Source organism: Pseudoalteromonas prydzensis, from assembly GCF_001661495.1.
GTDB classification, from domain to species: Bacteria; Pseudomonadota; Gammaproteobacteria; order Enterobacterales; family Alteromonadaceae; genus Pseudoalteromonas; species Pseudoalteromonas prydzensis.
The window spans coordinates 42512-57258 of record NZ_BDDT01000019.1 but is presented as its reverse complement, the minus strand read 5'-3'; the positions used below and the strand labels follow the sequence as shown (position 1 = coordinate 57258).

Annotated in this window: 13 protein-coding genes; 8 read left to right on the top strand and 5 right to left on the bottom strand. The window is 41.6% G+C overall.

Translation table 11 applies throughout. From position 1 onward, the window contains the following. Nucleotides 1–74: 74 nt before the first annotated feature. The 3 genes from A7968_RS21225 to greB form a co-directional block, all read right to left on the bottom strand. Nucleotides 75–656 (bottom strand): CBS domain-containing protein, encoded by a 582-nt coding sequence (locus A7968_RS21225; RefSeq protein WP_064668511.1) that lies wholly within the window; start codon nt 654–656, stop codon nt 75–77. A 50-nt stretch (nt 657–706) separates the two neighbouring features. Beyond that, nucleotides 707–1018 (bottom strand): hypothetical protein, encoded by a 312-nt coding sequence (locus tag A7968_RS21220; RefSeq protein ID WP_064668510.1) that lies wholly within the window; start codon nt 1016–1018, stop codon nt 707–709. Nucleotides 1019–1161: 143 nt separating this feature from the next. Further along, nucleotides 1162–1641 (bottom strand): transcription elongation factor GreB, encoded by a 480-nt coding sequence (greB, locus tag A7968_RS21215; protein WP_064668509.1) that lies wholly within the window; start codon nt 1639–1641, stop codon nt 1162–1164. A gap of 198 nt (nt 1642–1839) precedes the next feature. On the opposite strand from greB, the gene ompR reads away from it, so the two are divergent. Both ompR and envZ read left to right on the top strand, forming a co-directional pair. Next, nucleotides 1840–2559, top strand: a complete 720-nt coding sequence (ompR, locus tag A7968_RS21210; RefSeq protein WP_064668508.1) for an osmolarity response regulator transcription factor OmpR — start codon at nt 1840–1842, stop codon at nt 2557–2559. Nucleotides 2560–2565: 6 nt separating this feature from the next. Continuing rightward, nucleotides 2566–3861 (top strand): two-component system sensor histidine kinase EnvZ, encoded by a 1296-nt coding sequence (envZ, locus tag A7968_RS21205; protein WP_064668507.1) that lies wholly within the window; start codon nt 2566–2568, stop codon nt 3859–3861. A 189-nt stretch (nt 3862–4050) separates the two neighbouring features. On the opposite strand, the gene A7968_RS21200 is transcribed toward envZ, so the two are convergent. Then, nucleotides 4051–6093 (bottom strand): glycoside hydrolase family 97 protein, encoded by a 2043-nt coding sequence (locus tag A7968_RS21200; RefSeq protein ID WP_064668506.1) that lies wholly within the window; start codon nt 6091–6093, stop codon nt 4051–4053. A 188-nt stretch (nt 6094–6281) separates the two neighbouring features. Between A7968_RS21200 and A7968_RS21195 the strand changes: the two genes are divergently transcribed. From A7968_RS21195 to A7968_RS21185, 3 genes are all read left to right on the top strand, one after another. Further along, entirely contained in the window at nt 6282–6911 is a 630-nt protein-coding gene (locus A7968_RS21195) for a cupredoxin domain-containing protein (RefSeq protein ID WP_064668505.1), read from the top strand. After that, on the top strand, nt 6898–8127 hold the full coding sequence (locus tag A7968_RS21190; protein WP_064668534.1) for a hypothetical protein: 1230 nt from the start codon (nt 6898–6900) through the stop codon (nt 8125–8127). The genes A7968_RS21195 and A7968_RS21190 overlap by 14 nt, the downstream gene beginning before the upstream one ends. Nucleotides 8128–8197: 70 nt before the next feature. Then, nucleotides 8198–9799 carry a methyl-accepting chemotaxis protein gene (locus A7968_RS21185; RefSeq protein WP_064668504.1) on the top strand — a complete coding sequence of 534 codons (1602 nt, stop codon included), beginning with the start codon at nt 8198–8200 and terminating at the stop codon, nt 9797–9799. Nucleotides 9800–9879: 80 nt separating this feature from the next. Here the strand turns inward: A7968_RS21185 and speE are convergent, their stop codons facing one another. Continuing rightward, nucleotides 9880–10743: a polyamine aminopropyltransferase gene (speE, locus tag A7968_RS21180; protein ID WP_064668503.1), complete on the bottom strand. Its 864-nt coding sequence runs from the start codon at nt 10741–10743 to the stop codon at nt 9880–9882. 201 nt (nt 10744–10944) lie between these two features. On the opposite strand from speE, the gene speA reads away from it, so the two are divergent. The 3 genes from speA to yihG (A7968_RS21165) all read left to right on the top strand — a co-directional run bounded on the left by speA (nt 10945) and on the right by yihG (A7968_RS21165) (nt 14707). Beyond that, a complete protein-coding gene (gene speA / locus A7968_RS21175; RefSeq protein ID WP_064668502.1) occupies nt 10945–12822 on the top strand; it encodes a biosynthetic arginine decarboxylase in 1878 nt (625 codons plus the stop codon). A gap of 63 nt (nt 12823–12885) precedes the next feature. Continuing rightward, nucleotides 12886–13764 carry a 1-acylglycerol-3-phosphate O-acyltransferase, YihG family gene (gene yihG, locus A7968_RS21170; RefSeq protein WP_064668501.1) on the top strand — a complete coding sequence of 293 codons (879 nt, stop codon included), beginning with the start codon at nt 12886–12888 and terminating at the stop codon, nt 13762–13764. 19 nt (nt 13765–13783) lie between these two features. After that, complete coding sequence (gene yihG, locus A7968_RS21165) at nt 13784–14707, top strand: 1-acylglycerol-3-phosphate O-acyltransferase, YihG family (RefSeq protein ID WP_064668500.1); 924 nt, start codon at nt 13784–13786, stop codon at nt 14705–14707. Nucleotides 14708–14747: the final 40 nt, after the last annotated feature.

Below are 14747 nucleotides of genomic sequence, written 5' to 3'. Positions count from 1 at the left end.
AAGGCCTTAAAGCATGCTATTTATATACTTTAAGGCCTTTTCAAGAGGGGACTCAATTAAACATGTATCCGTGCTTAATGAGGGTGTTCAATATGTTCCATTACTTCACTAAATGAGTGAGCAATTGGGCTAATATGAACCGGAATTTGCAATGTTTTTGCAATCTCACGCGCAGAGATCAAACCACAGATCTCATTGTGTGCTGTGGTAGCTAATAAAAACATAATGCCGTTTTGCTCCATCGTTTGTAGCGCATCTCCGATACATGCATAGCTTAAGCTTTGCATGCTCACACCCGTCAAATGACTAAGCGGAGTCATTACGTGACGTAAGCTAACTTCATTGCGCGCGACATTTAAGCGCTGTGCTAAGATCATTATTTTTGAGCTTTGTAAATCGGCACTAGAGGCTATGCCCACAAGTTTTTCGTTGTCATCGACCACCAGAATAAAGTCGGTATGTTGGCTGGTTATTTGTTTTAATGCATCCACAATGCTGGTTTCAAAGTGCGCGCGTAACGGATCTTTTTGAGTGAAATTATTCACCATTTTTAGAGCCGGAGACGTTAAATCAATTAACGGCTGAGTTTCACTGTAAGTATGAGATAAAACGCCTTTAGAAATATCTTGAGTACGAAGTTCTTTAAAGTTAGCCATAGTAATCACCAATTATGTTATTAAATTTAATAAAGTTTTTAAGCAATAAATTAAACTAAATAACTAGGTGGACCACGTTGGTAAGCTTGGCTAAAAGGTTGTGTTAAAGTAGCACTCACATAAAGTGATGAAGTATTTTCAGGGAGTGGTTGAAGCACCCTGATAGAGATCCCGTCAACCTGTGTGTCTAAGTCAAAGTCAGGGTTGGTTTGCTCTGCTGTGTCACAAGCAAAGTAGTGTGGGGTTGGAGAAGCTAATTCTTTAGAATTGTTACCGTCATGCGCAACAGAAGTCAAACTCACACTTAGTAAAAGTGCAAACAACATGGCATTACTTATGATGCGATGTATTGCGTTTGACATAACTACGACCTTCCAATTCCAAACTCAAGTGCGAAATGCTTTACTTGAGTATCTTTATTTATAGTCTACAAATTCACTTTAGACAATCAATAATTAACCTTATCTGAATAATAAATGGGCTACTGTTATATTTGCACTAAGCGTCATTCGGCACCAGGATAATAAATGCTGTTCACGTACCACTCTTTTTTACCCTGCGGGGTGGTAACATAAAACTCATCGTCTACTTGTTTTTTTAATAGCGCGCGCGCCATCGGTGAGTCAATGGAAATATAGTCTTTTCGGTCATAAATCTCATCAGGGCCAACAATTCTAAACTTGAGTATTTCACCTTGTTCATTTTCAATTTCGACCCATGCGCCAAAAAACACTTTGCCAGCTTGCTCAGGAGAATAGTCAATAATTTTTAAATCGGGCATGCGCTTACGCAAATAACGTACGCGACGATCTATTTGCCTAAGTAAACGCTTATTGTACTGATAGTCTGCATTTTCAGAGCGATCACCCAGGCTTGCGGCCCAACTTACTATTTTAGTGACTTCTGGGCGTTTTACATTCCATAAATGATCGTGTTCTTGTTGTAGCTGTAAATACCCTTCGCGGGTAACTAAATTAGTTTTCACGTTGCAATTTTTTACCTTAGGAAACACGTAAGCAAGGTATAAAAATCTTGTTGGCTTGTCGAGCTGATTTTCACTGTTGTCAGTATTTAAGCCTGCTTGAAATGTTCAGTAACAATCTAGTGACCTAATTAGTTTTTTATTATCAAGTTTTTCATTTATATTAATCAGTAACAGTACAAAACAATAAGAATGAAAGTAATGGGACATGAAACCACAAAAGTATTAGTCGTTGATGATGATATGCGCTTACGCAGCTTGTTGGAGCGCTACTTGGTAGAACAAGGATTTATTGTACGTACAGCGGGTAATTCAGAACAAATGGACCGCCTGCTAGAACGTGAAAACTTCCACTTAATGGTGCTTGATTTGATGCTCCCGGGCGAAGATGGCTTATCTATTTGCCAACGTTTACGTCAAAAAGAAAATGAAATCCCCATTGTAATGCTTACCGCTAAAGGTGATGAAGTTGACCGAATTATTGGCTTAGAACTTGGCGCAGATGACTACATTCCAAAGCCATTTAATCCGCGAGAATTATTAGCTCGTATTAAAGCTATTTTACGCCGTCGCGCCAAAGAGGTACCCGGCGCGCCTGCCGCAGAAGAAAATGAGATCACGTTTGGGGAATTTTCACTTAATTTAGCGACACGAGAAATGAGCCAAGGTGACAAAACCATGTCGTTGACCAGCGGTGAATTTGCAGTATTGAAAGCGCTGGTTACACATCCGCGAGAGCCGCTTAGCCGTGATAAGTTAATGAACCTAGCACGTGGCCGTGATTACAGTGCACTAGAACGTAGTATTGATGTACAAGTATCGCGCTTGCGCCGCATGATTGAAGTCGATGCCGCTAATCCACGTTACATCCAAACTGTGTGGGGCTTAGGTTACGTATTTGTACCTGATGGTGAAAAATAACCTGATATGAGTATGTTTCCCAAAAGTGCATTTGGCCAAACGGTGTTTTTGGTAGCGGCATTATTGCTGATCAACCAAGTTGTATCGTATATCACGGTGAGCCTTTATGTCGTTAAGCCCACTATCGAGCAAGTTAATCTGATTTTAGCCAAGCAGATCAAAACCGTGTTTATTGATTGGGAAGATGGCGTTGAGATCAGCGATGAAGTATCGAATAAGTTTTTTGAAATAACCGGTATCGAAGTTATGACCCAGCGCCAAGCAATGAGCGAAGGTCTTGGTCAAACTCGTGAGTATTCAATGCTATCACGCAGTATGTCTGAGCAGCTAAATGGCTCGGCCCGAGTGCGCATAAGTCAAACAGATCCGCTCGTGTACTGGGTTGAAGCACCACAAGCACCGGGTTACTGGGTTAAAGTGCCGCTTACTGGCTTTCAAGAAAATAACCTCGAATTTTTAACTTTCTATTTATCCAGTATCGGCTTTTTAAGTGTGCTAGGGGGCTGGTTGTTTGCCCGTCACTTAAACCGGCCATTAAAGGCATTACAACAAGCGGCAGTAAAAGTGGGGGTTGGAGATTTTTCCACTAAGCTTGAAGAGCATGGCTCAACTGAAGTGATTGAAGTAACTCGCGCGTTTAATCAGATGTCGCGGGGTATTGCAGCGCTTGAAAACGACCGCCGATTATTGATGGCGGGTGTCTCACATGACTTACGTACGCCACTGACACGCATTCGCCTCGCTACCGAAATGATGTCGGATGAAGAAGATTACCTGCGAGAAGGGATCATCTACGACATTGAAGATATGAATGCCATTATTGATCAATTTATTGAGTATTTACGCCACCACAAACGTGAAGAGCTCGCGCTTGAAGATCTTAATGCGATTGTTTCAGAAGTGGTGCACTCAGAGCAAAAACATCAACGCACCATCACTTTTACTGAAAACCCTAGCATTGGCAATATTCCTTTAAGCATGGTGGCAATTAAGCGAGTTGTTACCAATATGATTGAAAATGCTATTCGTTATTCAGATGGCGATATTGAGGTTGAAACGGCGATTAGCAGCGATAAAAAATACGCTGTGGTGATGGTAAATGATCATGGCCCAGGTATTCCTGAGAGTGAACTAGAAACTGTATTTGAACCGTTTAAACAAGGTGACGCAGCCAGAGGCAGTGAAGGCAGCGGCTTAGGTTTGGCGATCATAAAGCGCATAATTGATATGCACGGCGGTAAAGTTAAACTTGTTAATCGCCCAGAAGGTGGTTTAAGTGCACAAATTTATTTACCTAAGTAGCCGTAAGCCGTCAGTTTAAAAGCCATGCTTGCTTTTTAGTAAGCATGACTTTAATTTTTAGCTGATAGCTGATAGCTGATAGCTGATAGCTGATAGCTGATAGCTGATAGCTGATAGCTGATAGCTGATAGCTGATAGCTGATAGCTGATAGCTGATAGCTGATAGCTGATAGCTGATAGCTGATATTCCTACAGTGCTTTAAATCTAATCGCTGTGCCGCCGCTGGTGGCGAGCTTTAGGGTTAATTTATCTGCCGCTGTTACAACACGTTTTTCGATGATTAAATCATACGGGTTATTTTTCCATTCAGCGTTTTTACCATCACGGTAAATCTGTGCTTCAAACTTTTTGCCTTGCTCTAAAAAGTCGAGTTTAACTTCTACGCTACGGGCTTGCTCATCTGTCACTGCACCTAAGTACCAATCGTTCCCCGAATAGTTATCGCGTTTACGTTCTTTACGTGCAAATACCACGTAGTCGCCAACTTCCCCATCAAGCGCAATACTTTGCTGCCAATCAGTTGGCACGTCTTGAATAAACTGAAACGCATCAGGCTTAGCTAAATAATTACGCGGTAAGTCAGCGGCCATTTGAATTGGGCTATACATCACTACATATAAAGCAAGTTGCTTGGCTAGTGTGGTTTGTGGTCGGTTGGTATCTGCACCTAACCCGTTAAAACTCATATCAAAAATACCCGGAGTGAAATCCATCGGCCCTGCCAGCATACGCGTAAAAGCGAGCATTGGAATATGCTCAGGTGGGTTTGGCGGTGTGCCCCAGGCATTAAACTCTTGGCCGCGAGCACCTTCACGAGCAATCCAATTTGGATAAGTACGGCGCAGGCCGGTATCCTTTATTGGTTCATGGGTGTTAATGCTAATTTTATGTTTAGCAGCGAGTTTTATGCTGTGTAGGTATTCGTTCACCATAAACTGGCCGTCATGCCATTCTTTTCGGATAATACCGTTTTCATCAATACGTTTGATGTTACCACCATCTGCTACATAGCCCGTTTTTACTTGGCTGACGTTAGATTTTTCGTACAGTGCGTAGGCGTCTTCCATTTGCTCGCGGTAGTTGGTTACGTTGCCTGAGGTTTCGTGGTGGCCGATTAGCTGTACGCCCTTTTCTTTGCCATAGCGAGTAAGCTCTGCAATATCAAAATCATCGTAAGGTTTAGTAAAGCTAAATACATCACCGTTGAAGAACCAGTCGCCATCCCAGCCAATATTCCAACCTTCAACTAATACGCCATCAAAACCGTATGTAGCCGCAAAATCCATGTATCGCTTGGTTTCTTTGGTGGTTGCGCCATGTTTTTCACCGCTGCCCCAAGTGTTCTCATTGATGTGCATGCCCCACCAAATACCGACATATTTACCGGGTTTAACCCAAGACACATCGCCGAGTTTGTTTGGTTCGTTAAGGTTTAAAATAATATCTGAGTTGATCAAATCAACGGCTTTCTCGCCAATTTGAATGGTGCGCCACGGTGTATTAAACGCGCCGTGTTTTTTTACCGCAATGCCATCAGACCAAGGTGTTAAATCGGCTTGTAGAGTACCTGGGCGGCGTTGATTTAATACCATCCCCGCGTAATCAACCAGTGCTGCTTCGTGAATGCTCACATGCACACCGTCAGCATTTTTAAACGTAAATGGTGTGTGCACCAACGCAGCTTGTTGTAGTGGGGTGGTGTTATAAACATATTCATAACGGTTCCAGCCACGCGCAGGGATCCACCAGGCCGTGGCTTTATCAGCACCCGCAATGGCAAATTCGGTAAGCTCTTTGGTTATTTCGATGTTTTCAAACCCTGCCTGTTTAGGTACTTCGTAGCGAAAACCTACGCCATCATCAAAAGCTCTAAAGCGAACTGTGTAAGTACCGGCGTGAGGGGCTGCTTTACTAAAGGTAACGGCGATTTCGTTATGCTGGTCAATAATTGTTGCTCTCTCACCCCAAGGCTGTTGCCATTGACTGTCATGTTGAGCGTTTTTTACGTCAGTTATTTTGAAACCCTCGGCAAAAGGGGCTTGTTGTTTAAATTCAAAGCCAAGAGAAGAGTTTTCAATAACATGTTTGCCGTTAAAGCTAATTTTATAGCTTGGCATAGCTTGCTGATCCGAAATGGTTATTTTTATATTTCCGTTCGGGGATTGAATCGTCGCGTCTTTAGCAAAGCAAGCACTTGAAAATCCAAGTAGAAGTAGCAAAGGTAATCGCATAGCTGTTCCTTGAGGTGTAACCTAATTGAATCATTTAGCATAAAGCGCAAGCGCCTTGATTACGAGATGGCTGCATACGTATTCAATTTATTAGTTGGCAAAGTTTTAGCTAAATATGAAAAATAAAATTAACAAAGTATTAATTGAATCGGTCTATAATGAATAAAGTCAAATAATAAGACATCCAGATGAGCAAACTATTTATCGCTACTTTATTTATTTTTATGATGAATAAAAGTCATGCTGTAACCATCACCATTAATGATCAAAACCAGCAGCCGCTTGCGAATGCGGTGGTATGGCTAACTGCAACAGATAATACTCTACAAGCATTGCCAACGGACTCGCCATTTACCATGACGCAAAAAGAGCGGCAGTTTACTCCTCATATTTTAGTGGTACCGCAAAATGCACAGGTTGAGTTTCCCAATGCGGATTCTATCATGCATCACGTTTACTCTTTTTCAAGCGCCAAATCATTTGAATTAAAGCTGTATCGTGAACAACCGCAAGCCCCGATCCGCTTTGAGCAAACTGGGGTCGTTGAGCTAGGTTGTAATATTCATGATTGGATGTTGGGTTATATTGTGGTGGTTGATAGTCCATTTTATGGCGTTACCAATAACCAAGGGCAAATTGAACTGACTCCAGATCACGGCGAGTTTAAGTTTAATGTATGGCATGAAGGATTCAGTGATATTAGTCAAACAGAGAGCAAAACTATCACCCTAAGCAGCGCAGCGATTGTCTATCAAATAGGACAATCTATCGTTCCTCGTATTACGATTGGTGTTGATGAATTTGATGACTATGAATAAAACCATTTTGGCTTTTAATCTGCTGGGATTAGCGTTCAGTTTAAATGCGGTTGCACAGGTTAAAGGTTTACTACAGTTGAGTGCAGTAAAAGGTGATCCACAATTGAGTTGGCAGCAAGGTGGAATTGGACTGTACCGGTATGACACTGATAATGATGGTATTGTGCTCTCCCAAGGTTTGCTTGATTTCAGAGTCGATTTAAGTACCAGTTGGTCGGCACATGGGGTTATTAATACCTACCAAGATCCGCAGGCGACGTTAGGTTTTAGCCAAGCTTATTTCCAGTATCAACCACTCACAGCAAGTAATTATAAATGGCATGTACGCGTTGGTGCTTTTTACCCGCAGTTGTCATTAGAAAACCCCGATATAGGTTGGCTCTCGCCTTATAATTATACTAACTCTGCAATAAACTCATGGGTAGGCGAAGAAATACGTACCTTAGGCGTAGAGGCAACCATTAAGCGCCCTGGTCGAAGCTTTAATAGTGCCCATAGCTTTAGCTTTGTGGGCGCGAGTTTTAAAGGCAATGATCCGGCTGGAACGTTACTTTCATGGCGTGGATTTGCATTACATGACCGTCAAACGACTCTCAATGAGAGTATCGCTTTTGCACCGATTGCATCTTTCAATACACCACAATTACAGCATCAAGCAAATCAGGTTTTGCCCTTTGAAGAGGTTGATGGACGGTTTGGTTATTACTTGGGAATGCATTGGGATTACTTAAAAAAATCACAATTTCGCTTTTATTATTTTGATAATAATGGCGATCCGACTGCACTTAATTATGCTACAGGTCAATATGCATGGGATACGCGCTTTGCCAGTGCAGCTTGGCTTTATAAATTTACAGCTCAAACCCGCTTAATAGTGCAAGCTATGTCTGGTAAAACGGCAATGGGCAAAAATCGTGGTGTTAACAATGATTTTTACAGCCATTTTGCGTTACTTAGCCATAAAACCGAAAAACACCGGTTCTCTGTACGGTATGATTTTTTTGAGGTAACTGATCATGATGATTGGGCGTTTGATCCAAACGCTAGTCATGGTGAAGGTATAACTGCAACTTGGCGCTATCAATTAACCCCGCAATGGCAATTGGGCATTGAAGGTTCTGCGTTACATAGTCAGGCCGATAATCGTGAGGCGATGGGGGTTGCTAAAAAGTTATCGCAACAGCAGCTGAGCTTAAATGTGCAGTGGCGCTATTAATGGTAATTTTTTTGCATTTGAACTACCTTCAAATATCGATTGATACTGAATTTTTAGGTAAAGGTGAGGCATGAAATTACAGAGTATTCGTATTAAAAGCTCCGTTCCAATTGTACTACTTGGGGTTGCAATAATTGTGCTGATCACAGGTTACACATATTTAATTAATCTACAAAAAGCGGCTTTAGATGCACAATCTGAGCGGTTTCTAAATGCAATTTCAGTAGTCGTTAATGGCGATCGCGATCTCTATCAAGCCAAAGTAGCAGAGTTACATCTAGTTACTAATAAAATAGGCAGTAAAGAAGAGCGACAAGAACATCAAGAAAATGCCGAGCAAGTGGCTGAAAGATTTAAGCTGTATTTACAGTATTTATCAGCTTATCCAGAAGTTACAGCGCAATTTACAAATTTTAACCGCGCTTTTGATAACTGGCTGTCGGCATCAAATGCATATATTAATGATCCACAAAATCAGCAAAAGAGCCTTCAAGCTGATACAGAATTCGCGGCACTACGTGACATTTTAGATAAAGCCGGTGAGCAAGCCGAACTAACATCTAAAAACGAAAAGCAAAAACTGCTTGAAAAAATCACCACCACCAAAGGATTTTTATTGATTATGGTAGTAGTGTTGTTAGCTATCTCTGGTTGGTTTAGTTATAGCATTCCGCGGCAATTAACGAAGCAAATGAATTATGTGACTGCGCGAATCAATGATATCGCCTCAGGTGATGGCGATTTAACCGGGCGAATAGCAGTGAAAAGCAAGGATGAGTTTACTGAGTTAGCCACGGCATTTAATCGTTTTTTAGATAACCTACAACAGCTTATACGAGATATTTTAGAGCAGGCAAAAGAGCTAAATCACTTAGGTGTTGATCTCAATCAGTTTGCTAATCAAAATAATCAGATCAACCAAAAGCTCAGCCAAGCATCTGAGTCTATCGTCAGTGCGGTGCATGAAATGAGTGTCGCTAGTCGCGAAGTCGCTAATGTGGCGCAGCAGTCATCTAAAGAAGCCGATAATTCACAACAACTAGCTAAACAGGGGTTGACGGCGGTGGCTAATTCGAGTGATAAAATAGTCGCGTTATCTGACAACATGGAACACGCGAGTAATAAATCAACCGAGCTACAGCAAAGCTCTGATAATATCGCCAAAGTACTCGAGGTGATCCGTGCAATTGCAGAGCAAACTAATTTACTTGCGTTGAACGCTGCTATTGAAGCTGCAAGAGCGGGAGAGCAAGGTCGAGGCTTTGCGGTGGTGGCTGATGAAGTCCGGACTTTGGCAACTCGCACCCAAGAAAGTACTAATGATATACAAAAAATGGTGGAACAATTTGCCAATAGCGTAGAACAGTCGTTAACGGCAATTAATGGTGGTAAGCGCTTCGCTGATGAAGCGGTAAGCTCATTTACACAAACTAATGATGTGCTAAATGCTATGCAGCAATCATCAATAAAAGTGAATGATATGGCGATGCAAACAGCGCAAGCAACCGATGAGCAAACTGCGGTTGCTGAAGAAATTAGCCATAATTTATCGTCCTTAAATGACCAAACTATGCAAGGTGGCGAACTTGCGCGTTCCACCGAGGAAGTGGCTGTAAGAATGAATCAATTAACCGATGAGCTGAATCGGTTGGTACAACGTTTTAAAGTTTAGCCCAAAGCAGCACATACAGTGACAGGCAATAAAAAAGGGTTCGCATGAACCCTTTTTTAGATCAATCAAATATACAAAGTTTACTGTTTAGCAAAAGCACGCTTCATATAATTAGGAGTTGCCAGTGCGCCGTGATGAATACCGCTGTTATAGTATTCAGTACCTTGGGCAAGCTCTGCGGCAGCATCTTCTCTAAAGCCTGCGAAAGGTTCATCTTTACGCGCGAGTGTCACTGACCATAAACCACTTGGGTAAATCGGCTGTGGGAATGGCAGAGTTTGTAAGTCTTTAAAGCCAACGTCTGTCATTGCATCGCGCATTTCTACTAATAATGGCATGTGCATAAGTGGCGATTCACTTTGCTGTACCATAATGCCGCCAGTGCGAAGGGCATTTAAGCAGCTAGTGTAAAATGCATGGTTGAATAAACCTTCACCTGGGCCTACTGGATCGGTGCCATCAACAATCACTACATCAATTGAATCAGCAGCCAGTTCACGCATGTATTTAATACCATCGTCAAACATTACTGTAGCGCGTGGATCTTGGTTTGCTTCACATAATTCAGGGAAATATTTTAACGACATTTGTGTTACTACTTCATCGATATCGATTTGGGTAACAGACTCAACGCCAGGATGCTTAAGTACTTCACGTAAAGTACCGCAATCACCACCGCCGATAATCACTATATTTTTTGGGTTTGGGTGAGCAAGTAAAGCAGGGTGGCTGATCATTTCATGGTAAAAAAAGTTCTCGCGGCTACTTACCATAGTACAACCGTCAATAATCATTAGGTTGCCAAAGTCAGTTGTTTCATACATTTCAACCTTTTGAAAAGGTGATTGCTGCTCTTCTAACTTTTTGTTGATGCGCAGAGAAAACGCGCTGCCGTCACGTTCACTGATTTCGGTAAACCATTTACTTTGATCTAAATTTGCCATGTCGCTAGTTACACTTTTGAGTTGAGTATGAAAAAGGGGCAATTCTGCCAGTGCTTGGCGTTTTGCTCAATGAAATTTTAACCAGTATAGCGAATATTTTATCCTTGCTTTGGTTTAAAGGTCATTTTTTGTTAGCGTAGGGAGTTATGACGTATTAAAATACGTGATTCCGCCAAACAGTTAACTATAGAAGAATTTGCCATGACCTGGGGTTTAGATACAGCACGCTCTACATATAACGTCGCACATTGGAGCGATGGTTACTTTGATATCAATAGCCAAGGTGAGCTTGTTGCCTATCCGGATGGTGATCAAACTAAAGCCGCTATTTCATTAACCGAGTTGACTGAGCAGTTCAAAAAACAAGGATTAACGCTACCTGTATTAGTGCGTTTTACCGATATTTTGCAAAATCGGGTTGATACACTCACCAGTGCATTTAGTAGTGCCCGTAATGCGCGTGCTTATCAAGGGCAATATACTTGTGTATACCCGATTAAAGTAAACCAACAACGTTCCGTGGTCAGCAAACTATTAGCACACCCGAGTGGTTTAGTTGGCTTGGAGGCTGGCTCTAAACCTGAATTAATGGCAATTTTGGGTGTCGCGAAGCAACCGATCACGATTGTGTGTAATGGCTATAAAGACAGTGAGTTTTTACGTTTAGCTTGCATTGGCCAAGCAATGGGTCACAAAGTAAAAATTGTGGTTGAAAAACTCTCCGAATTAACAACCTTATTAGCTGAAATTGAAGATTTAGGCATAGAACCCGCTATTGGTATTCGTATCCGTTTAAATTCAGTGGGCAAAGGCAAGTGGCAAAATACCGGTGGCGAAAAAGGTAAATTTGGCTTAACGGCTGGGCAAGTGTTAACTGCCGTTGAAGTACTTAAACAACATAACAAGCTGCATTTAATGCAAATGGTGCATTTTCATATTGGTTCGCAAATTGCCAATATTCGTGATATTCACCGTGCTTTACGTGAATGTTCACGTCACTTTGCCGAATTAAGCCAATTAGGTGTGCCACTTAATACGGTGGATGTTGGTGGTGGTTTAGGTGTTGATTACGAAGGTTCTGGTTCACGTAGTGCCTGTTCGATGAATTACACGGTTGAAGAATATGCCCGTAATGTAGTTAATGCGTTTGCAGAAGTCTGTGAGCAGCATGAACTATCGCATCCAGCGATTATTACAGAATCAGGTCGTGCACTCACTGCGCACCACGCAGTGTTGATCACTGATGTTATTGACGTAGAACAAGCACCTAATCACAGTAACCCAAGTGCGCCTGCGCCAAATAGTGCCTTAGTACTTGATGAGATGTGGCAATGTTTACAGCGTTTAAACCCACGTATGGCACTGGAAATTTACCACGATGCGATGCATTTATTTAGCGAAGCACATGATCAATACGTACATGGTTTAGTAAGCATGCTGGAGTGGGCAAAAATAGAGCAGCTTTATTTTACTATTTTGCATCGTGTTCGAGCTTCATTAAGCAATGCCCGTGCGCACCGTGAAGTGCTTGATGACTTAAACGAAAAATTAGCTGATAAACTGTTTGTGAATTTTTCATTATTTCAATCATTGCCTGATGTTTGGGGCATTCAGCAGTTATTTCCGGTAATGCCGATTGAAAATCTCGACAAGCCGCTAACACAACGTGCCATTATTCAGGATATTACCTGTGATTCTGACGGTCAAATTCGTGAATATGTTGAGGGGGCAGGGATTGAAACCAGTTTGCCTATTCCACAATATGTACCTGGGCAGCAGTACCACATTGCTATGTTTATGGTTGGTGCGTACCAAGAGATATTGGGGGACCTACATAACTTGTTTGGTGATACTGACTCTGTGCACGTCGAACTCACCGAGCAAGGCTATCAGCTTACTAATGCGATTAAGGGTGATAGCGTTAAGGATGTATTAAAGTTTGTTGATTATGATAGCGATATTTTTGCGGAGAACTTTGCTACCACAGTCCAACAATTAGATATTAGTGAACCTGTTAAGCAGCAATATTTAGCGGAGCTAAATGCCGGCCTTGCAGGGTATACCTATTTTGAAGATTAATTGCGATACTGCATAATATGTTATACGTCACCGAACAGTTTTAATGAAAGGAATTAAGTAGTAATGTCTTTGATCCGTTGTATTTTTAGTATATTTTTCTACACCATAAATACTGTGATTTGGTTTATCCCGATTTTTATTTGTGGCTTAATTAAATTACTGCCGATTAAACCATTGCAAAAAGCCATGAGTTGGGCGGCTAAAAAGTGTGCGACTATGTGGGTGACTTGTAACTCGTTAAATCAAAATGTCTTTACACCGTATCAATTAAACGTTACCGGTCTTGAGGACGTTAAGTTAAAAGACTGGTACTTGGTTATTGCCAACCATCAAAGCTGGGTGGATATTTTGGTACTACAGCGTTTATTGAATCGCCGTATCCCATTTTTAAACTTCTTCTTAAAAAAAGAGCTACTCTATGTGCCAATTTTAGGCTTGGCGTGGTGGGCGCTAGATTTCCCGTTTATGACCCGCACCAGTAAAAGCCAGCTTAAAAAGAACCCCAAACTGCGTGGTAAAGATTTAGAAACGACGCGTAAAGCCTGCGAAAAATTTAAAGAAATGCCAGTGAGTATTGTTAACTTTGTAGAAGGTACGCGTTTTACAGAGGCAAAGCACCAGCGTCAAAATAGTCCGTTTCCACACTTGTTGAAACCAAAAGCCGGTGGTGTTGCATTTGTAATGCAAGCAATGGGGGAGCAAATATCTAAAGTAGTAAACGTAACAATTCAGTATCCTGATGGCATACCCACCTTTGTTGATTTTGCCAGTGGTCGAGTTAAGCAGATCAACGTACACGTTGAGGTTATACCGGTAAGTGAAGAATTAATTGGCGATTACACTGGCGACTCAGAGTTTAGAGTAAGCTTCCAATCAGAATTAAATCGCTTATGGCAAGAGAAAGAGCAGCAACTTGTTAAACTTGAGCAACAAGCTAAGTGATTTTTAACAGTGAGTACACATGCTAAAAAATATCATACCGAAATGGCTAAACGGCCTTACTGTAGGCGTTGTACTTTTTAGTAATACGTTACTGTGGGGCTGCATTGTGCTAGCACTTGGGTTAATAAAGCTAGTATTGCCTATGGCTTGGGTAAGTAACTTACTGCATAGTGCTTATCAAGGTTGGTGTAGTGGTAACAGACTCGGTTTAAAGTTAAGCAACGCAGAAATCACCACAGTTATTAATGGGGATGTCAATAAACTCGGTTGGTACTTACTGATATCAAATCATTTTAGTTGGCTTGATATTGTGGTACTTAGTGCCATTGATGTGTTGCCCGCGCCTAAGTTCTTTTTAAAAGATGAGCTTAAATATGTGCCGCTTATTGGCTCTGGTGCGTGGGCTATGGGGATGCCATTTATGAAGCGAGTGAGTAAGGCTCAGCTTGCTAAAAATCCAGAACTTAAAGGCCTTGATGTTGCACGTACTAAGCATAGCTGCCGTAATTTCCGTAGTCACCCAACCACCATTATTAATTTTGTTGAAGGCACCCGGTTTACCAAAGCAAAGCATCACGCACAACAAAGCCCCTTTACGCATTTATTAAAACCTAAAGCAGGCGGCGTTGCATTTGCATTAGAAGTACTTGGCGATCAATTTGATGCCATTCTCAATACAACCCTATTGTACCAAGCGCAAAGTAATCATATTTGTGGTAGTTTTTTACGCGGGCGTTTAGATAAAGTAACCGTTAATATTAGCTTAGTGCCTGTAAGCTCTGAATTATTGGGTAACTACCAGCAAGATAGCCAGTTTAGAGCGCGTTTCCAAGAATCGATCAACCAATTATGGTTAAGTAAAGATAGTGAATTGGCTACAGCGTATGCCGAGCAGGCATTTGACGCTGTAATAATCAATAATAAGGAGATTGAACAACCGTGACTACACAAACTCGTCTACAGCAATTAGTAACACCTTGGTT

Coding starts and splice junctions, on each gene's coding strand:
- A7968_RS21225 (WP_064668511.1), bottom strand. CDS start 656: ATGGCTAACTTTAAAGAACTTCGTACTCAAGATATTTCTAAAGGCGTT.
- A7968_RS21220 (WP_064668510.1), bottom strand. CDS start 1,018: ATGTCAAACGCAATACATCGCATCATAAGTAATGCCATGTTGTTTGCA.
- ompR (WP_064668508.1), top strand. CDS start 1,840: ATGGGACATGAAACCACAAAAGTATTAGTCGTTGATGATGATATGCGC.
- envZ (WP_064668507.1), top strand. CDS start 2,566: ATGAGTATGTTTCCCAAAAGTGCATTTGGCCAAACGGTGTTTTTGGTA.
- A7968_RS21200 (WP_064668506.1), bottom strand. CDS start 6,093: ATGCGATTACCTTTGCTACTTCTACTTGGATTTTCAAGTGCTTGCTTT.
- A7968_RS21195 (WP_064668505.1), top strand. CDS start 6,282: ATGAGCAAACTATTTATCGCTACTTTATTTATTTTTATGATGAATAAA.
- A7968_RS21190 (WP_064668534.1), top strand. CDS start 6,898: ATGACTATGAATAAAACCATTTTGGCTTTTAATCTGCTGGGATTAGCG.
- A7968_RS21185 (WP_064668504.1), top strand. CDS start 8,198: ATGAAATTACAGAGTATTCGTATTAAAAGCTCCGTTCCAATTGTACTA.
- speE (WP_064668503.1), bottom strand. CDS start 10,743: ATGGCAAATTTAGATCAAAGTAAATGGTTTACCGAAATCAGTGAACGT.
- speA (WP_064668502.1), top strand. CDS start 10,945: ATGACCTGGGGTTTAGATACAGCACGCTCTACATATAACGTCGCACAT.
- yihG (WP_064668501.1), top strand. CDS start 12,886: ATGTCTTTGATCCGTTGTATTTTTAGTATATTTTTCTACACCATAAAT.
- yihG (WP_064668500.1), top strand. CDS start 13,784: ATGCTAAAAAATATCATACCGAAATGGCTAAACGGCCTTACTGTAGGC.